At 30.2% G+C, this 17,793-nt stretch carries 17 protein-coding genes and 1 riboswitch; of the genes, 1 reads left to right on the forward strand and 16 read right to left on the reverse strand.

Features of this window, described 5'->3' with window-relative positions; translation table 11 throughout:
- Nucleotides 1-192 precede the first annotated feature (192 nt).
- The 9 genes from grdD to ACTG48_RS13205 form a co-directional block, all read right to left on the reverse strand.
- Nucleotides 193-1,338, reverse strand: coding sequence for a glycine/sarcosine/betaine reductase complex component C subunit alpha (gene grdD, locus ACTG48_RS13165; protein ID WP_479917086.1), 1,146 nt, complete (start codon nucleotides 1,336-1,338; stop codon nucleotides 193-195).
- Between the two features lie 10 nt (nucleotides 1,339-1,348).
- Nucleotides 1,349-2,881, reverse strand: a complete 1,533-nt coding sequence (grdC, locus tag ACTG48_RS13170; protein WP_479917087.1) for a glycine/sarcosine/betaine reductase complex component C subunit beta — start codon at nucleotides 2,879-2,881, stop codon at nucleotides 1,349-1,351.
- Nucleotides 2,882-3,134: 253 nt separating this feature from the next.
- Nucleotides 3,135-4,445: a glycine reductase complex selenoprotein B gene (gene grdB, locus ACTG48_RS13175; protein WP_079747011.1), complete on the reverse strand. Its 1,311-nt coding sequence runs from the start codon at nucleotides 4,443-4,445 to the stop codon at nucleotides 3,135-3,137.
- Nucleotides 4,446-4,476: 31 nt separating this feature from the next.
- On the reverse strand, nucleotides 4,477-4,950 hold the full coding sequence (gene grdA / locus ACTG48_RS13180; protein ID WP_079739759.1) for a glycine/sarcosine/betaine reductase complex selenoprotein A: 474 nt from the start codon (nucleotides 4,948-4,950) through the stop codon (nucleotides 4,477-4,479).
- Nucleotides 4,951-5,062: 112 nt separating this feature from the next.
- Complete coding sequence (locus ACTG48_RS13185) at nucleotides 5,063-6,349, reverse strand: glycine/sarcosine/betaine reductase component B subunit (protein WP_021385101.1); 1,287 nt, start codon at nucleotides 6,347-6,349, stop codon at nucleotides 5,063-5,065.
- Nucleotides 6,350-6,624: 275 nt separating this feature from the next.
- The gene (gene trxA, locus ACTG48_RS13190) at nucleotides 6,625-6,942 is read right to left on the reverse strand and encodes a thioredoxin TrxA (protein ID WP_021385220.1); all 318 of its coding nucleotides are present in this window, start codon (nucleotides 6,940-6,942) and stop codon (nucleotides 6,625-6,627) included.
- Nucleotides 6,943-7,010: 68 nt separating this feature from the next.
- Nucleotides 7,011-7,958 (reverse strand): thioredoxin-disulfide reductase, encoded by a 948-nt coding sequence (gene trxB / locus ACTG48_RS13195; RefSeq protein WP_021385149.1) that lies wholly within the window; start codon nucleotides 7,956-7,958, stop codon nucleotides 7,011-7,013.
- 95 nt (nucleotides 7,959-8,053) lie between these two features.
- Nucleotides 8,054-8,425 carry a GrdX family protein gene (locus ACTG48_RS13200; RefSeq protein WP_021385187.1) on the reverse strand — a complete coding sequence of 124 codons (372 nt, stop codon included), beginning with the start codon at nucleotides 8,423-8,425 and terminating at the stop codon, nucleotides 8,054-8,056.
- 103 nt (nucleotides 8,426-8,528) lie between these two features.
- Nucleotides 8,529-8,640: riboswitch (glycine riboswitch) on the reverse strand.
- Nucleotides 8,641-8,970: 330 nt separating this feature from the next.
- Nucleotides 8,971-10,665: a M3 family oligoendopeptidase gene (locus ACTG48_RS13205; protein WP_021385122.1), complete on the reverse strand. Its 1,695-nt coding sequence runs from the start codon at nucleotides 10,663-10,665 to the stop codon at nucleotides 8,971-8,973.
- 511 nt (nucleotides 10,666-11,176) lie between these two features.
- Here ACTG48_RS13205 and yidA point away from each other — a divergent pair.
- On the forward strand, nucleotides 11,177-11,998 hold the full coding sequence (yidA, locus tag ACTG48_RS13210; protein ID WP_021385259.1) for a sugar-phosphatase: 822 nt from the start codon (nucleotides 11,177-11,179) through the stop codon (nucleotides 11,996-11,998).
- 134 nt (nucleotides 11,999-12,132) lie between these two features.
- Here yidA and saoL read toward each other — a convergent pair whose 3' ends face one another.
- The 7 genes from saoL to saoE are packed head-to-tail and all read right to left on the reverse strand — an operon-like array spanning nucleotide 12,133 to nucleotide 17,770.
- On the reverse strand, nucleotides 12,133-12,774 hold the full coding sequence (saoL, locus tag ACTG48_RS13215; protein WP_265113941.1) for a MerB-like organometallic lyase SaoL: 642 nt from the start codon (nucleotides 12,772-12,774) through the stop codon (nucleotides 12,133-12,135).
- Nucleotides 12,775-12,786: 12 nt separating this feature from the next.
- Nucleotides 12,787-13,539, reverse strand: coding sequence for an ABC transporter ATP-binding protein SaoA (saoA, locus tag ACTG48_RS13220; protein WP_021385238.1), 753 nt, complete (start codon nucleotides 13,537-13,539; stop codon nucleotides 12,787-12,789).
- Entirely contained in the window at nucleotides 13,539-14,339 is an 801-nt protein-coding gene (gene saoP, locus ACTG48_RS13225) for an ABC transporter permease subunit SaoP (protein ID WP_479918796.1), read from the reverse strand. Before saoP ends, saoA begins: the two co-directional genes overlap by 1 nt.
- Nucleotides 14,315-15,094 (reverse strand): ABC transporter substrate-binding (seleno)protein SaoB, encoded by a 780-nt coding sequence (saoB, locus tag ACTG48_RS13230; protein WP_479918797.1) that lies wholly within the window; start codon nucleotides 15,092-15,094, stop codon nucleotides 14,315-14,317. Before saoB ends, saoP begins: the two co-directional genes overlap by 25 nt.
- Nucleotides 15,095-15,107: 13 nt before the next feature.
- Entirely contained in the window at nucleotides 15,108-16,199 is a 1,092-nt protein-coding gene (gene saoX / locus ACTG48_RS13235) for an ABC transporter substrate-binding subunit SaoX (RefSeq protein WP_479917088.1), read from the reverse strand.
- 34 nt (nucleotides 16,200-16,233) lie between these two features.
- Entirely contained in the window at nucleotides 16,234-16,692 is a 459-nt protein-coding gene (gene saoC / locus ACTG48_RS13240) for a Cys-Cys-COOH (seleno)protein SaoC (RefSeq protein WP_021385152.1), read from the reverse strand.
- Nucleotides 16,685-17,770, reverse strand: a complete 1,086-nt coding sequence (gene saoE / locus ACTG48_RS13245; RefSeq protein ID WP_479917089.1) for an efflux transporter SaoE — start codon at nucleotides 17,768-17,770, stop codon at nucleotides 16,685-16,687. Before saoE ends, saoC begins: the two co-directional genes overlap by 8 nt.
- Between the last annotated feature and the right edge of the window lie 23 nt (nucleotides 17,771-17,793).

The raw sequence follows: 17,793 nt of genomic DNA on the forward strand, positions 1-17,793 counted from the left end.
GGTTTTGTAAAAGTAATTTAAGAATAGATATATCTTTCTTAGAAAAAATACAAAAATAAGGTTATGATTTTCAAAACCATAACCTTATAAATACTTAATTATCACTTAAAAAATAAATCTATATTTAAAGAGTACACATAAACATTTCCAAACTCATCAATTGGAAAGTCACATATTTTAATATACCCCTACCTATTTTGCAGTATATCCAGCTTTAATTAAAGTTTCAACTGCTAAATTACCTTTAGCTTCATTTACTAAAACTATTGGACCTGTACAACCCATACCACTTTCAGCATAGATTCCATTTTTCCACAACTCAGATACTGCATCTTCTAAGTCCATTATGTCAACACCAGCTATTTGACGAGTAACAATCTCTTTATCTGGCATTTTAACTTCTACTTTTTCAGCTTTAACTTCTTTTTTAGTAAGAGAAGCTATAATATCATCAAATTTTGCTTTTTTAACTTTTGCAAATTCATTTCTTGCAACATTACTTATATCGCCCTTTACAACATCATAAGCGTATTTTAGTGCATTTGCTACTACTGGAGAACCTGATGCTCTTGATACTATAAGGACTCTTCTATCATAGTCTTCTCCAACCCCAGGACCATATCCAAAACCTTGAGCTTCATAATCTCCACCTGTAGTATATGAAGAAAATACTTTCATAAATATATTTCCAGATAATGTATCAGTAACCATAACATCAGGAGCACCTACAAGTAAATCATTACCTCTCATTACGCACCCACCATCTGCTCTAATTGAATCAGCAAATTCCATGTCATATCCATTATCTTTTAATTCTTTTAAACATTTCTCAACTTGTCTTGCCCCATCTACATTAAGTATTCCAACTCTTGGGCATTTATTACCCATTGATTTGGCTGTAGCGATACCATAAATGGCATTTCTCACCATTGCTTCTATTCTATTAGTAGCACTTGTTCCTGTTGTAGTTGCAAGTATCATTTCTTTTCCTTTAGCTGGAGTTATCACTCTACCTACTGTAGATACACCTATTGGAAAATTATAATGCATAGTAACACAAGCATCAATGTATCCTGAATCTAATAATTCTTCCATTTTTACATGCATTTCTTTTTCATCATTAACTTCAACTACTTCAAGGTCAGTTTCTACTTTTGGTCCAATAAGTACTATATCAAATAAATTAGATTTTGCTAATTGTGCACCATTAACCATGTTCTCTACACCATGTTCACTTCCAAGTGTAGTCACACCAATTTTTACTTTTTTGCCAAATTCGCCGCTTTCTATTGCATTAGCTACTTCTAAGAATACATCTGCGATTACTTTTTTTGACATATCCTCACCCCTATTCTTCTAACATGTCTAGTGCTAGTTTTTTCATAGATTCAGCTATTATCTTCTTAATCTCATCCTTAGATATTCCTGAAGTCTCTTCAGTAACACCTGTATTTCTTTCAGCTATAAAAGATACTCCATCAAATAAGTTAGTCATTCTTCCTAAGAATAAACTACCTTTTCCAACTATCATGGCTCTATTTCTCTCACCTGTAGTTAAATCATCTATTAAAAATCCTATATAAGGAGCTCCTGATGGTATATGTCCTTGAGTTGGTGCCCATCCTGGTAATCCTTTATTAGAAACAAAGTCTTTTAACTCTTTCTTTTCTAAGTCTCCACGCTTAACAGCAAGTGCTCCTATCATTTTATAGTTTGCTTCTGGAACATCTCCTGCTCCTGCTGGCTTAGTTATATCTGGGTTTTGCATTTCAACAGAGTATACATCAACATCTGTTATTTTTAAATTAGCTCTATCAAGACCTGAAGTTATAAGTGCTGTCATAACTGCTTGAGGTGAAGAACCAGTTCCAACAGTATGCTTACCTGTTAAATCAGTTCTTATAACTGGGTTTACACCATCATTTTCAGATACAAGTACTGCAAATCCTCCAACAACATCTTCAAGTACAGGAAGTCCTTTTTTAACATGGTCTTTAGCATTCATTCCAAGTTTAGCACTTGCTCCACCTGCTACTACCATTACATTCTTATGTATTCCAGCTTTTACTAGAGCTGCAGCTTGAATTAATGCATGTGTTGGTGCTGCACAGAATCCTCTTGTGTCAGAACCAGTTGCATTTTGAAGTCCTGCTATCTCAGCTATTGATTTAGCAAAGTTTCCTCCACCCCTTTGGTTTATATCTCCACAAGCTTCTTCTGAACACTCAATAACATAATCTATTTCAGCAGGGTCTATTTTGCTATGTCTTAGCATTTGAATAGCAGATAAAACTCCAGATGCTTTTACTACTAGATTTTCAAACATTGTATGGGCATTTAAGTTAACATCTACATCATGTGCTCTTTTTACATAACCAATGAATTTCCCATTATGGTATAATCCTTCTGCTATGTGTGTTGCTACTAATTCTTTACCTTCTTCTATATCATCACCCTTTAATTTACCTACAAATGGAGCAATTTCAGGGTAGTTATTTTCGATTTTTGGTTTTACTTCATCAATAAATTCTTGTGATAATTTTACCAAATCAAATGCATCACTTATTTGCATTAAAGCTATGAACTCATCTTGAGGCATTATTTCTCCAAACTTACCATTTCTATTTCCCTCAATCTTTTGTTCACACCATGGCATTGGTAAATCTCTTAATTCCTCTGGTCTTCTATTTCCTATATAAACTTGATTTGGCATGTAGTTAACTACATCTTCGTAACTTCTTATATGATTGCTTACTTCCTTTAAAAATTCTGAATCTGGATTTGTTGCTCTTTCAACTGTACAAGTACTTCCATTTTGCACTATCATATCTGGAGTATGAATAAGTACATAGCCTGCCCCTTTTAAAACTGGATAAGTCATTTTGTGCACCTCCATAAATTTTATGAACACTTATTTTTTAATTTAATTAAAGACTCTAATTGTTGTTATTTTTGTTTTGTTGTATATTTGATTCTATTATTGTTTATGTATTTTGGCATTTTTTAAGATTTCATGAATGAATAACTCCAATTTACCCATTCATGAAATCTATATTATTTTTTTGTGTATAGTTATTTTTTATTTTTAGTGTGTGTTTATATTTTTATCTATATAATATATGTGTGTGTTATTTTTATTTTTCAAATACTGTTTGACCATCTACTTCTGTAGTTAAAGAGTTTAATGCTTTTTCTACAAGGCCTCTTCTTAAGGCTTTTTCTTCTGTAGGGTCAAGCGCTGGATTTCCAAGTGGATGAGGTATTGCTATAGTTGGAACTATTCTATTAGCCCCTACTGTTAATGAAATAGGTACTACTGTACACATATGAACTACTGGAAGTCCAGTTTTTTCTATTTCTTTTACCATCGTTGCACCGCAACGAGTACAAGTACCTCATGTAGAAGTTAATATTACTGCATCTACACCATCAGCCACTAATGCTGCTCCAATTTCAGAAGCATATTTTTTAGAGTTTGCAACAGATGTACCGTTACCTACAGTTGTATAGAAAGTTTCATGTAATTTTCCAATTACACCTTCTTTTTCTAAATCTCTAAGAACATCAACAGGTAATACTCTATCTGCATCTAAATTTGCATACACTGGGTCATATCCACCATGTGCAGTTTCATAAGTCTCTTCTGTTAAGTCCATAACTCCTGCTATAGAATAAGTTCCATATTTAGAAGCTGAAGAAGACTCTATTCTATCTGGATTTCCTTTTGGAACTATACCACCAGAAGTAACTAAAGCTATTTTGCATTTTGATAAATCTTTTACAGCGTTGCTTGGGTCAACTCTATCAAAGTTTGGCATTGGGTATTCAGTTTCAAATGGTTCACCTTTTATTTTCTTAACTAACATGTCAACAGCTCTCTTAGAACCTCTGTCTTCATGGAAGTAGTTAACTCTTATTCCTCTAGCTATGTATCCTTCATCTTTAGGAGTTCCAATTTCTTCTCCATTAGCAAGTTTTACTGCAAGTTTTGCTATTTTAGGAAGTGCTTTTCTCATACCTGCTGCAGAATCAGAAGTTTCTACTACATAAACATCTTTTTTGAACATATCTGCACCTGGATTTTCAATATACATACCTGTTAGGGCTGGTATATTTAAAGCATCTTTTACAACTTTAGTTATTGTTCCAGCAGCAACTCCATATCTACCAGCATTAAATGCAGGACCAGCTATGAAAAGTTGTGGTTCAAAACCTTTTATCATTCCTAAAACTTCTTCACTTGCACTGTCTATATTTTCATTGAAGTAGCTATCTCCACATACTACTGTTCCAACTATTTCAATATCTTCACCTAATAATTTATCAAGTTGTAAACTTATTGGAGGTAAAGTTTCTGCCACATGTGGCTTAGTATCAGCTTTTTCTTCTCCACCTATACCAGCAAAGAACTGATTAATATAATGTACCGCTTTTAGTTTTCCCATCTCTTAGTTTCACCCCTTTTGCTTTTAGGCATTAAAATTTACAAAATTCTTCTCTTATACCAGACATTTCTTCTTCTATTTCTTCAACTTCTAAAACCATTTCCATCATACTTATTTGATCTTCATATACAGTTTCATCAAATAAAGCTTTCATTGGTTCCTCTACAACATGGTAAACGCTTAATCCTAAAGCAACTCCAGCAAGTGGTCCAGCGAAAGTTGGATCCCCAGCAGTTACTGTTTCGGCTGCAAGACCTGCAGCTTCGGCTTCAGCAGCACCTAGTAAAATCACAACATTTTCAGCTCCGAATTTATCAGCAGCTTCTTTAACTCTGTTTTGATTTTCTAAGTCCATAGCCCCAGCAGCAGTTCAGACAAAGCATTCTGTAGATGAGAAAACAACCTCTGCTCCTTCTACTGTTTTTACACATTCTTCTATCGCAGGTCCTGGTATACCATCACGGTCACCTATTATAAGAACCTTTTTATTACTAAGTAAACTCATAATAATCCTCCTTATTATATTTGTAATATATTTTTTTATATCTATAACATTTATTATAATTTATCTATAATATGTTTAATTAACATTACTCAATCGTTTAATAAGATACTTCTTAATATCCTTTAGCAGTTAAATGACCAAATCCTGTTTCATTAGTTGCACCTGTTATAGCTTGTATTTCAACTTCAATAGTTCCATCAGCCTTTAAGCTTCCATCAGAACCACCAGCTATTACATCTACTACTTCTAAATGACCAATTACTTTATCTAATTTAGGAAGTACTACAACTTGGTTAGCATTTCCACCTGTTACAACAGCATCAGCTCTTTCATCTGCATCTGCAAGTGATTGAGAACCTCCATCACGTCCAGCATATTCATCTGTAACTATAACAGTTTTTACACCTTGCATTTCTATCTTCTTACAGTTCATTATAAGGTCAGTATCTGGATTTCCAAAACCTTCTTGTGAAACTATAACTGCATCTAATCCTAAGTACTTACATAATTTAGAAGTCCAGTTTGAAGATCTTTCTTTGTCTGCTAGGTAAACATTTTCATTAGTTATAATTACACCTACAAAGTTTATATCTTTACCATGTCTTGCATATAAGTCTTCAACAACTCCATTGTTTATATGAACATAACTTGGGTTTTTGTCACATGCAGAAACACAGTTACCACTTACAATTGCTCCGTCCATTAATTCTGTTGGATATAATAAAGTTGGTACTATTTGTTTTGCATCCACTCCATATACATAAGTATCATGTAATAATCCTTGAGTTTGAAGCATGTAAACATATCCTACTTTTGGAAGTTCTGGATATTCTTTTATTGACTCAAGAAGAGGTTTAGTTTCATATACTGAAACTTCATCTGGAGTAAGATTTCTTGCTGCTTCTCCTAAATACATTGCTGCTTTAAATCCTATCATTCTAACAGCTTTTTCATGAGCGTATTGTTTTAAACCATCAATAGGTTCAGCTATTACTACAACATTATTTAATTTAGAAAATGGAGTGTATTTAGCTCCTTCTCCAGTCATGTCTACTATACCTTCTTGGAAACCTACTATTTTTCCAGTAGTTACAACAGCTACACCTTTTAAAGCATGAGTTTTTCCTTCTCCTACAGTGTCAACTTTAGACATTATACCTGGGAATATTCCCCCATTACCTTCAACTTTTACTCTTGGCTCAATAACATCTTTTACAGGTGTTATTCTTACGCTTTCACCTGGACGAGCTAATTCTATATCTATAGATTTTATATGCTCATCTCCACCAATCTCTTGTAGCATCTCTTGCTTATTGATGAATAATACTCCATCTTTTACTTCTGTTACATCACCAAATTGAATATCTTTTATAAAGATTTTCCCTAATTCAAGACGCATACTTGCACCTCCTGTTATTTAATTTGTGTATATGCATTTGAGTTTTTCTCAAAATTATATCATTTTATAACTTATCTTAAATCTTAAAGATATTTTTATAATATAGTATTTTTATGTCTTAACTATTTGTTATACTATTAAAAAATATTTACTGTAAAAAAATTATTTTATTTAAAATTATTTTTTTAACAAACTTGAATATAAAAATCTCTTTTATCTTATTATCTTCAGACTAAAACATATTTTTATTTTATTGTTAATATTTCGCCAATATCTTAAAGATATTTTTTAATCATGTCTTCTATATTAGGAACTGTAGCATCATCTTTAGTAACTTCGTCCACTTTTTCCCCATCTTTGTATATAGCCATAGTTGGAAGACCTAATACTTTTTGTTTTATAGCTAATCTTCTAGCTTTTGTTGTATCCATCTTACAGAATTTTATTTTGTCCCCATAAGTCTCAGCTAATTTATGAACATCTGGCATTAAAGCTTTACAAGGTTCACAACCTTCACTCCAGAAATCAACAAATACAAAACCTTCTGCGTTTAAAACTTCTTCTTCAAATGTAGCCTTATCTAAATCTAACATTTTATTTTTCCCCCTTGAAATTTTTATTTTATTTTAAATATTATTCATTAAATTTAATTTACAGATTTTTAGTTTCCAAACTTTTCATCAATATATTTCTCAGCTACTATAGATGCAATTGCTCCATCGTTAGTTGCAGTTACAACCTGTCTTAGAGTTTTAGATCTACAATCTCCTGCTGCAAATACACCTGGTATGTTAGTTTTCATGTCTTCATCAGTTATTATATAACCTTTTTCATCCATATCAACTTTACCTTTGAATAAATCAGTTTGAGCATCTAATCCAACGAAAACAAATACTCCCATTGTTCCATCTTCTTCATCTGCAAAGTATTCATGAGTTTCTCCAGTAATCTTATTTTTAAATACAACTGACTCCAGTATTCCATCACCTTTGATTTCTTCTATTACTGTATCTAATAAGAACTCTATCTTTGGATTAGCTTTTGCTTTTTCTTCAACACTCTTAGCACATCTAAATCCTTGTCTTCTATGTACAATTGTTACTTTTCTAGCAAATTTAGTTAAATACATTGCTTCCTCTAATGCACTATCTCCTCCACCTACAACAAATACTTCAAAATCTTCAAAGAAGTCTGCATCACAAGTTGCACAATATGAAACACCTTTACCAGTAAGTTCTTTTTCCCCTGGGCAACCAATTTTTCTTGGAGTTGCTCCTGTTCCTATTATTACTGCTTTAGCTCTATATTCTGCTTTTTGACCTTTTAAAACTTTTATATCTCCATCTAGCTCAGTATCTACAATGTTATCTCTTAGAATTTCTGCTCCAAACTCTTTACATTGTTCAACCATTCTAGCTATTAGACTTGGTCCTGTTGCATTTGGAACTGACCCTGGATAATTTGCAATTTCATGTGTTATTACAATTTGCCCACCAGTTTTGTCTTTTTCTAGGATTAGAGTATTCAACTTTGCTCTTGCCCCATAAAGCCCTGCTGCAAGCCCTGCTGGTCCTGAACCAATTATTACTAAGTCATACACATTTTCCATTTTGACTTATCCTCCCCAATTAGATTTCTCATTTTATTTAATATTAAATTAGATTTAATATTTAGGCTGCTTTAATAATTTTTTAACAATTTTTTTTATTCATACTGCATTCTTTGTATTGTATTATAAAATATATCATAATCAATTACCCTAAAGTCGTCTTGAACACTTTCTGTCCATTTTGGAGTCTTTTTATTATTCTGAAATTTACTTGCAGTGATGATTGCTTCTTCAATTAAGGTTAAAGAGTTTATATCCAAACGATTTCCTCTCTTTAGTATAACAGTTCTATAAGGTGTTTCATTTGGTTTTACACTCCCATAGAGTGGATGAGATAAAAGTTCATATCCTTCATGTATCAAATCTCTACTTGCTTCTAAGATACCAATATAAGTTGTGTCTTTAAACAAAACTTCTCTTTCTTGAACTTCTTCTCTTACTTTCGGATTATTTGTAATTATTATCATTTTTTTACTCTCTTTCAATCTTTTATTTATTACTTGATAAATAAAAAACAGGAAAAACAAATCTCCCAATTTGTCTTCCCTGTTAAAATCATTTTCAGAGCCCCGTCCAAGTACAGTCATTTTTACCTGAGAATTTCATCTAATCTTTTGGGTAAATAGGATTAAATTTGTCCCTTCGGTCGCTTTTTTATAAAGCAGTCTCCCATACTCTTCATCCGGATTATTAAGTTATCAGAAAATTGAAAATTAAGCAATTTATCCTTTGTTTTCTATAAATAGCTTTTTTCTATCTCTGTTGACTTAAGTATATAAACATTCTATAAAATTTGCAATAGTTTTTTTATATGTATTTTGTATACATTTTTACTTTTTTTTCCAAGTGTTGATATTACATATTTCCTGTATTTTCTTTTTTTTTTAAGTACAAACCTTTTTTGGTTTACTTTCTCAAACTGATTAAAAATATAACTATTTTCACAGCAAATCTTTGATTTTTACATATTTTTTAATTTTTTACTTTTACCCACTGAAATTCTCATAATTTTTTATAATTTGCTATCATTTATTTCATCAAACCAAGATTTAACATTACCCATGATAGACTTAATACAGTTATTATCAAATGGTGAATATAAATTTCCCATACTTACAATACCTAAAAATGATTTTGTTCCTCCAACTTTACAAATATTTATATAATCTTGCCATCCTGCATCTCTATCTTGAATCATTTTTTTCCAAAATTGTAATGCACAAACTTGAGCTAGTACATAGTCTATGTAATAAAACGGATTTTTAAATATATGACCTTGCTTAAACCACCAACAACCTCGCTCTAAAAAAGAATTATTATCATAGTTTCTATGAGGTAAATATTTTTTCTCTAAATATCTCCATTTTTCTTTTCTTTTTGCCTTATCCTCATTAGGATTTTTATAAACATAATGCTGAAATTCATCAACAATTATTCCATAAGGTATAAATTTGACTGCTGTTGACAAGTGAGTAAATTTATATTTATCTGTATCTTCTTTAAAAAACAGATTCATCCATGGCCATGTTATAAATTCCATACTCATTGAATGAATTTCACAACTGTCAAGTGTGGGAAAATTAATCTCTGGCATATCAATCCATCTAGACATGTATAACTGGAACGCATGTCCTGCTTCATGTGTTAATACATCTATGTCATCAGAAGTTTGATTAAAGTTAGAAAAAATGAATGGCGACTTGTAATCTGGTATGTAGGTACAATAGCCTCCAGCTCCTTTACCTTTCTTTGTTTCTAAATCCATAAGTTCATTTTCTAGCATAAAATTAAAAAATTCATCTGTTTCTTTTGAAAGCTCACTATACATCCTTTGCCCATTCTGAATTATGTATTTTGAATCGCCTTTTAAACTTGCATTTCCTGTTAAAAATTCCACGTCTTCATCTATGTAGCTTAAGTTTTCTAAACCAAGTCTTTTAACCTGTTTTTCATAAAGCTCATTAGCCATTGGAACAACATATTTTAATACTTGCTTTCTAACGTTTTCTACCATATCTTCTCTATAGTCACTTCTCATCATTCTAACATATCCAAGCTCTACAAAATCTTCAAAGCCTAATTTTTTAGATATCTTATCTCTAAGTTTGACCAGTTTATCAAATATGTCATCAAATTTTGATTCGTTTTCTTCAAAAAAATTATAATACGCTTTGTTGGCTAATTCTCTTGTATTTCTACAATTAGAATACATAAACTTTCCCATACCAGATAAATTTCTTTCTTCTCCATCGAACATTATTTGTGCTGATGCTAAAAGTTTAGTATACTCCGAACACAATTTATTTTCTTCTTGCAATTCACTTATTATATCTTTAGAAAAACTTTTTAGAGAATAGTCTATTATTGTGAAAAATTGTTCCCCAAATTTTTTTATCAAATCACATTTAAACTTTGAATTTATTACAGCATCATAAAAATAAGAATTTAATTCTTCATACAAAGGCAGATATTCATCCCAGTAATTTTTTTCCTCTTGATAGAATTTATTAAGTGTATCTATACTGTATCTTATTGATGCTATATTTGACAACGTTTCTATTTTATTTCTCAATAAATTAATCTTATGTATATTTTCTTGCTGTTCTTCATAATTACAGGATTTTTTTATATCTTCTACGCACTCCAAAAATTCTTTTTTTATACTATCATAATTGGGTCTTTCATACTTAAATTGTGAAAACTTCATTTAAAGCACTCCTTTACAACTTTATTTCATATCTTTATATCATACTTTTATATCTTTGATATACATATCTTTATATACTATCTGATGCCAACTTATAAATTATTATATATATTAAATATTCTTTACATTGTAATCATGTTGAATAATAACATATGATTCATATAATTACAATATTTTGTGGTATAAAACTGACTACTACATAAATTATTAGAAAAACATTCATATAAAAACTACCCTCTTATATAAAAGCTTAGTATCTATACTAAAATGCAAACGATAGCATTTTTATAATTAATACTTACAAAACAATTAAAAATCTGCTTTTTAAATACACGTATTATATAGATGATATTTTTATCAAAAAATTAATATTATTAAACTTTCTAAATTGCTTATCTCTTGGTATAATAGTATACAAAACTAATCATATTTTCCACTGAAATTTTGTTCAACACTAGTTGTGTCAACGTTTTCACAGGAAAATTGAGTATATAATTTACTGGAGGCTGATATGTACAAATTAATCGCATTAGATATTGATGGAACAATATTAAACACGCAAAAAAGGATTACTCCTGAAGTCTTTGAATCTATTCAAGAAGCAAAAAAGGCTGGAGCCAAAGTTGTTATAACAACGGGCAGACCTCTTCCTGGTGTCAAGGGACTTCTAAATCAATTAAACTTAACGGATGAAGGTGATTATGTTATATGTTTTAATGGAGCCATTATTCAAGAAGTCAAAAGTGAAAAAATTATACATGATGTAGAGATGACTTTAGATGACTTTGATTTTATATATAATAACGTTTGTAAAAAATATAATACCAAAATACACATAAATACAATGACAAATTTAATTACACCAAACGAAATTCCTGGCAAATATACACTTCATGAAGCGAAATTAAATGATATAGACGTTAAATATATACAAAAAGATAAAATTGATGAATCTATTAAAATCTGCAAAATTATGATAGTTGATGAACCAGAAAGATTAGAAGAAATTATACAACAACTACCTAAAAATTTATTCAATAAATATACTATAGTAAGGTCTGCTCCTTTTTACCTAGAGTTTTTAGGTAAGACCACTAACAAAGGAACTGCCCTTAAGACATTGTGTACTAATTTAGATATTCCTATAGAAAAAGCTATTGCTGTTGGTGATGAAGAAAATGACCAACATATGATAAAGTATGCAGGTCTTGGTGTAGCTATGGGAAATGCACGTAACAGTATAAAAGAAATTGCTGATTATGTTACAGATACTAACAATGAAAATGGAGTTGCAAAGGTTATAAATAAATATATACTTAATAGAGCTATTTAGATATATAAAAAAAACTAAAAATAACTCTTTAGCTTTAAATTCTATTTAATATACATACTTGATACTAAAAGTATCTAGTGATAGTATGGTCTAAAATTTTTAGTTAAAGGTTATTTTTAGTTTTTCATCTATATTTATAATAATACTTTTTGTTTAAGTTTAAATATTTTATATGATTCTACTATTGCTTCATTAATATCTAAGCAATATACATCTTCATCATCCGATAATCCTGCTTCTTTTGTCCAAGCATCAAAATCATTCTTCGTCCAGAAGAAATTCATTATATTTCAGCAACTTGCCGCCCAATTTGAATATTTATCAAGATTTATATGAAGCACTCTTAAATGTGGATTATTCACATATTCAATTTTTTCGTTTTTTATAAATATTTCTATTTCTTTACCTGTAACACTACACATAGAATTTATTCTTACATCTTGATTAAATGTACAAGAAGTTCCTATAGCATCTATTGCACACATTGCACTGAAACTTCTACCATCGCTCAAAGTTACTTTATGATTAGTTGGTAATGCTGATACAGGATATATAAAATTTATACTATCTCCATCAACAACTATTATATTTTTCTCAATAAAATATTGTAGTGTATTTTCTATATATTCTTTTTCTAATTTCAAATTATTACTTATACATTCAGTCACTTCTTTAAGTGTAGCACTAGAACCTTTATCTATTATCACATCCATAATGGATAGTCTTATTTTTTGTTGTACATTATCCAAACTATTGTATTTTTCTATTTGACTCATATCTACTCCTCTTTAAACCTCATAACACTTCGATAAAGTATCAGTTAATCTAGTCTTATATTCTTCATATTTTTTGCTTCCTCTAACTCTAGGTCTTGGAATATCTATATTTATATCATCAATAACTCTACCTTTATCCCTTGACATTACTATAACTCTATCACTCATATATACAGCTTCGTCAACATCATGAGTTACCATTAATGCAGTTATTTTCTTTTTTATCCATATCCTTTCTAACTCTTCTTGTAAGTTTTGTCTCATTTGAAAGTCAACAGCTCCCAGTGGTTCATCCATTAACAATACTTCTGGATTGCATGCTAAGGCTCTTATCATAGCTACTCTTTGTTTCATTCCGCCTGATAATTGATGAGGAAATAACTTTTCTTTTCCTTTTAAGTCTGACATCACCAAGAGTTCTTCTAACATTTCTTCTCTTTTTTCCTTTTGTATTTTCTGCTGTTTCATAGGAAATAGAACATTTCCTCTTATAGTTTTCCAAGGAAATAAAGCGTAATTTTGGAATATAAAAGCTCTATCTATGCCTGGTTTTTTAACTTTTTTATCATTTATAAAAACATCTCCACTTTCTGATTTTTGAAATCCTCCTATTATAGTAAGTAAAGTAGTCTTTCCACATCCTGATGGCCCTAAAAGGCAAACAAATTGACCATTTTCTATATCTATGCTTATATCTTCTAAAACCTTTGTATGTACTTTATTATTTACAAATGTTTTATTTATATCTCTTACGCTTAACTTCATTAATCTGCAAACCTCCATCTACAAAGGATTTTATTTACAAACTTTAATACTCTATCTATTATAAATCCTATTAAAGCTGCAAATATCATAAGCCCAATTAATACATCTGTATGCATTAACGTTTGAGCTTGTACCATTGAGTAACCGAGACCGGCACTCGTAGCTATAAACTCAGCTCAGATAACAGACATCCATCCTGTACTTATAGCAATTCTCGAACCAGTTAATATATCAGGAAGAGACGCTGGTACTATTACGTTTGTAAATATCACAATTGGTGATGCTCCCATACTTCTAGCCGCATTATAATAATCTTTTGATATTGCTCTTACACCTTGAATAGTATTTAAGATTATAGGAAAAACGCCTGAAAAAGCTATTAAAAATATTGTTGGCCCATCTCCTATACCAAACCATACTATAGTAAGAGGCACCCATGCCATTATAGGAACCTGTCTTACAGAATCTACTACTGGAGATAAAACTTTTTCAAAAGTTTTAGAAAATCCCATGATAAATCCTATTGGAAGTCCAAACAATAGTGCATACATAAAACCTTTAAGTACTCTCTGTAATGTTATAAAAAGATTAGTAACTGTCTCTATATCTGTTATGCAATAAAAGAAACCTTTTATTACATCTACTGGCATTGGAAGTAGTAAAGAACTTCCTATATCTTTCGCTGCAAAATGCCAAACTGAAAATATAATGACTAAGAGTATTATCTTATATAAAATATCCATACCACTATCAGATTTTTTCTTAGTTAATTTATCTATTTTATCTTTAGAAATTTTAATTTCCAATCTCTTATTTCCTCCATATCTATATTTCTTATATTCTTGTACTGTTTCAGTGCTTTTTTAAATGTAGCTTCATTATTTAAAGCATCAACACTTTTATTGTAAAGTTTTATAAAATCACTATATCCTTTACTTTTTTTAAATTCTTTGCTTACAACTAATACATAAGTATCATAATCACCTAATTCAGTTGTAGGTTTTCTTATTCCTTCTAATCCGATTGATTTTATACAGTCCATTACAACACCATCTACTAGATTGCTTTCTAATCCATATGCTAATGCAGTCCCTAATAACGGAGATATTTCTACATTTCCATAGTATTTCTTCACCAATTCTGATTGGTAATTTCTATTTTGAATGATTCCAATTTTTTTGGGATTACTCTTACTTAATAAAAATATATCTGAATTTTGAACTACTGTACCAACAATTTCAAATCCACTAGTTGCATTTACATACTGTTTTGCTGCATCTTTACATATGATTGCTATATCTATTTCCTCTGAACTCAGAGCCCATTGCATTGTACTTGCTCAGCAATCATTAATTGTAAAAGTATCCATTATATCACTTACTTTTATATTTTCAAAGTAGTCCCTATTTACCATATAATTTATTACAAAACCAGAGGTATCATCAGATACCCCTATTCTTAGTTTGCCTTCTATTTCTTCTTTATCTTCAAAATTAAAAAATATTATAAATATACTTCCCAAAATAATAATAAAAAGTATTATTATATTTTTTATATTCTCCATTTATTTATAATACCTTTGCTTTCCAATCTTCATAACTCATACCTTCAGGAAACTCTGGATTAACTTTTTCTTTTATAAATTTATCAAAATCATCTGCTCCACAAGAATCCAATAAGCTCGTATCAATTGTATCTTCATATTTAGGTATATCATCTAATGCTTTTAAATCTTTATACATTTGTAAATTATTTTTATATTCTTCTCCTGTAACTTTCCAAGTAAGCGTTCTACCTTCTCCAACTGTCTTTTTATAAATAGTTCTAAGTGCAACTTCTTCTTCTACATTATAATATTTTGCAAATATCTTAGCAGCTTCAGCTGGATTTGTATATATGTATTCTATTGCTTTTGTATGAGCCAAAACCAATTTTTTTGCTAAATCTGGATGTTCTTTTATAAAGTTTTTGTTTAATGAGAATGAACAACAGTTATATTCTTTACCATTAGCTTTTTCTTTATATTGAGTAGATGCTATTATTTTTCCTGCACCATCATTTTCAGCTACAGAACCCCAAGGGTCGCAAGATGTAAAAGCTTGTATTTTTCCAGTTTTAAGAGCTAAATATTTATCTTTGTCTGAATCCATATTTACAATTTCATATTTTGATGGGTCAGTTGGTAGACCTGTTTCTGGTCCATAATCACTTGTCCATAAAAAATCACTCATATCTGTTGCAATTTTTTTACCTACTAAATCTTTAGGTTCTTTTATATCTTTTGAAACTATTAAGTATTCAGAACCTCCAGTATGATTGTTAGCTGCTATTGTTATTGGTGAACCCTTAGGTATAGCTCCCACTAGACCTTTTGTACCTATATAACCAGCATCCATTTTTCCTGCTGCCATAGCTTCAGGAACTTTACCATTTCCTACAGTTTTTACATTAAGACCTAAATCTTTATATATTCCTGATGCTTCTGCTACTGGTCCAGCAGTCATATGGTCACAGTTATAATACCCTACTGTTATTGTATAATCATCCTTTCCAGCTTTTGCTTCTTCTTTCTCTTTTGGTTTACTACTACAGCCTGTTAGTATAGATGCCCCCATTACACTAACTAAGATTAATGCTTGAATCTTCTTAGATACTCTCATCTAAATTTCCCACCTTTGTGTATTATTTTTATTTTTAACAACATTTGTCCATATCTTCTCCAAATAAATCAACAAACTTGTTGCCTTCTACCCTATAAATTGCATACCCTACATTACCATTCTTAGAACCCGACACTATTACTTCTATTGGTGGTTTATCATCAATATTTTTAAAAGTTATGGTTTGATTCTCTATAGGTGCTGGTATTGGTTTTGTTATATAATGGCTGTTTTTATCAGAAACTACCACTACCATTTCATTTGAATTATTACCTTTTTTATATATAACTACTAAATCTTTTTCTCCATCATTATTTAAGTCTTCTTCAGCACAAGTTATTATATCTTCTTTATAATTTTTTCTAAAATACTCTAATGTTTCTTTATTCACATTTGGAATAGAGGCATCTTCTTTAAGATTATCATCCACTATTTTTGATAAAACTATTAATGCAACTACTACACAGGATATTATAACTATCTTTTTAAGCATTATTCCCTATGACCTCTTTCATCTTTGGTATTATTGATTTAAATGCAAATAAAATAATTAAAATTGTACATACATATTCAAAACTATCTGGTATATTTAACATTAGTTTATTTGCCAACTGTATTGAAGAATTTGTTGTATCTAAATTTACTGAATTGTTGTTTACTAAAAGTAAATTTGTTATGTATCCAATTATTATTGAGGATAATGTCAAAGTTACTGAATATATAATAACAGTCCTTTTTCCAATGAGTTTAAACATACTTATAAGCTCTGGTAAATTTGTAGCTGCACCAGCTATTAGAAATGTTATCGCTATCCCAGGAGATGCTCCACTTGCAACAAGAGCTGCTATAAATGGAATATGTCCTACTGCACATACATACATAACACATGCAAGTATTGCTATACTTCCAAGTGATAGCAAACCTGGATTCCCCAAATATTTTTGAATTATACTATTTGGAAAAATTGTTGTTATAAAACCTGCAAAAAGCATTCCCATTACTACATATTTACTAATAGTAAGAGCTAACTCTCCAAAAGACCACTTAAGCCCATCAATCATATTTTCTAAAAAACTTCTTTTTTCTTCTTCTAATTCTATTACATCTTCATCTGAATCATTATGCAAAGATAATTCTTCTTTTCCAAAACAATTTCCCAAAAATCCTACTAAAAATGGTACTAAAAAACCAGATATTAGATAAATAGTTGTAACTTTAGGTCCTAAAAGACCTAGACAAAGAACTACAGCTATTGGGTTTATTATTGGAGTTGATGTCATAAAAGCAAGTACTGGTCCTAAATATGCTCCTGAATAATACATGCTTATACCAAGTGGTATTACCCCACAACTACATATTGGTAAAAACATTCCTGATATAGTACTTTTAATCAAAGAAGAAAATTTCTTATTTCCAAGTTGTTTTTGAAACCTTCTTGGAGTTAAAACATTGTGGAGTATACCTGCCAATATGAAACTTATCATAAGCCATCCTGATGCTCCATTCAATGTAACTATAGAAGCTACTATCGTCTCTTTAACTCCATTTAAAACAATTTCTAATATATTCATTTTTGCTACTCCTAATTTTTAAA

The organism is Clostridioides sp. LIBA-6822 (genome assembly GCF_056688955.1).